2 protein-coding genes are annotated in these 2,129 nt (G+C 45.7%); both read left to right on the forward strand.

The genetic code is table 11. From position 1 onward, the window contains the following. Positions 1–289 (forward strand): DUF2834 domain-containing protein (locus Q0986_RS20825; protein ID WP_299415175.1); only part of this gene is annotated, 289 nt, incomplete at its 5' end. Between the two features lie 460 nt (positions 290–749). Next, the gene (locus Q0986_RS20830) at positions 750–1,934 is read left to right on the forward strand and encodes an FAD-dependent monooxygenase (protein WP_299415176.1); all 1,185 of its coding nucleotides are present in this window, start codon (positions 750–752) and stop codon (positions 1,932–1,934) included. Positions 1,935–2,129: the final 195 nt, after the last annotated feature.

Genomic DNA, 2,129 nt, shown 5'->3' on the forward strand with positions numbered 1-2,129 from the left:
AGAGCACGCTGGATTCTCAGTCGGAGATTTTGTTCAGGCTGCCTATGCGAATGCTGCTTCTGCATCTCTCACGAATGACTTATTTGCTATTGCCACAGCAGCGACAATTTTCATGATGATTGAAGGTCGTCGGTTAGAAATGCGTTTCCTCTGGCTATACATTCTCCTAGGTCCACTCATTGCGATTGGTTTTTCATTCCCGTTATTTCTCCTTGCAAGACATTTCAAGATTTCAACACAGGAAAATGATCTTGATGCAATGGCAATGGCTGAAGTCGGACAATCGTAAGCTTGCTCCAATATGTTAGGCCCAATTAAAGGGGTAAGATGTAGCAAGTCGAGTGGTAAATGGTTTAAAGAATGGCTTTTTGCCTTTATTGCACTTGGTATCAGCGATACTGCAACCACATCAATTGCTGCCAACACTTTGATTGTAAATAGACTTTAATGAACGCTCAATTAACTTAGACTTGATTTTTATCTACGTATTGTCTAGATGCCAGTTTCGATTTGGCTTGAACGAGCTATGACAACGATTTGATAGCTTTTGGGGATTGGTATTGAAGTTGAGATCGCAGCACCCAGCGTCTTCACTCAGTAACGGGGTGATCCACATTCACCGATCTAGCATAGGATTGTCATAGATACTCATACCGCAAAAACGGCGGTTAGCATTTCCAAGGTTTATTTCTTTGTAACTTGCCAGAAAATCACTGAAATAAGGTGCTTTTTAGGGAGGTAGTGTACCTTTGCTAAAGATAATCGTTATTGGAGGTGGAATCGGGGGATTAACCTTAGCACGTGCCTGCTTGGATGCAGGTATCACGGTAGAACTGTACGAGAAGCGACCTTTAGATGAGATGCTATCAGGGCCAGGTGGTATTTTCATTCAGACAAACGCTCTGCGAGTCTATAAGCTGCTGTGGGAAGGGCAACTATGGCACCAGTTCTACCAGCAGGGCGGCTCCATCCGAAAAGGCGGGTTCTTTAGCAAAAGTGGTGAACCACTCTATATCAACTCTCCGCAATTTATTCAGGAAGAAAATCTGGGGGTTTGTTTACTTCGACTCGAGATGCAGAAAATTCTTTATGATTCACTGCCAGCGGAAACAGTGAAAGCTCAATGCGCTTTCGAGAACTTTGCAGAGAAGGAAGACACGATACAAGTCTTCTTCAAAGACGGCAGTCATACAGAAGGAGATATCCTTGTGGGTGCTGATGGACTCTATTCCACTGTCCGTGCACGTCTACAGGGTAAAGACCGACTGGAAGATCCGAACTATAGCGGAACATGTTGCTGGCGAGGCTATTTTAATGGGGCGGGATTACCCTTAGATGACCAATATAGTTGGAGTGAATTTTGGGGTCAGGGTAATCGCTTTGGCTATTTTGATGTGGGTTCGGGTCGTTATGCCTTTTATGGCTTTGATAATGTGGAAGCAAACGGGAATGACGACGCGGAAGGGGGAGCGTTGAATGCGCTGCGTTCACGCTTTTCTAACTATGCCAGTCCAGTTCCTGAAATTCTACAACAGCTCGTTGACCAGCCGATCTATCGAGATGATGTCTGTGATCGGAAACCCATGCAGAAAGAATGGGGTTGTGGGCGAGTCACCCTGATCGGTGATGCAGCTCATCCAGTGCTACCCACTCTTGGCCAGGGGGGGGGTATGGCCGTGGAAGATGCCTTTGAATTAGTGAAGCAGCTCCCTAAGACTGGGAAAGTGAACTCCATTCCTTCACTTCTGCGTCAGTTCGAGCTGAGTCGAAGTGAGCGAGTTACACGAGTACACGCCACCTCTCGCCAGGTCGGCCAACTAGCTCAGGTAGAAAGCAAAATCGCTTGTTTTTTGCGTAACTGGCTGTACAAGCTCACACCCACCAAGCTTGCTGACCAGCAGTTCAAATGGCTATTTGATTATGTCCCCAACTAACTTAGCGTTGTTTTCTGTTCCGATGTACCGATAAGGGGTGTCAGGCGACAATTACAACCAGGCTCAGAATCGTCTATCGTTTATTTTTCAGTTATTGATATAGCAATTGAGGAGCTAGTTAGGACAAAATAGGACCATGTCTTTTCTGCCTATTTCAATGCCCGCCCCCTATAGCAATGACTTCCGACAAAAAGC

The sequence above is a fragment of the Acaryochloris sp. IP29b_bin.148 genome (assembly GCF_028285565.1).
GTDB lineage: Bacteria > Cyanobacteriota > Cyanobacteriia > Thermosynechococcales > Thermosynechococcaceae > Acaryochloris.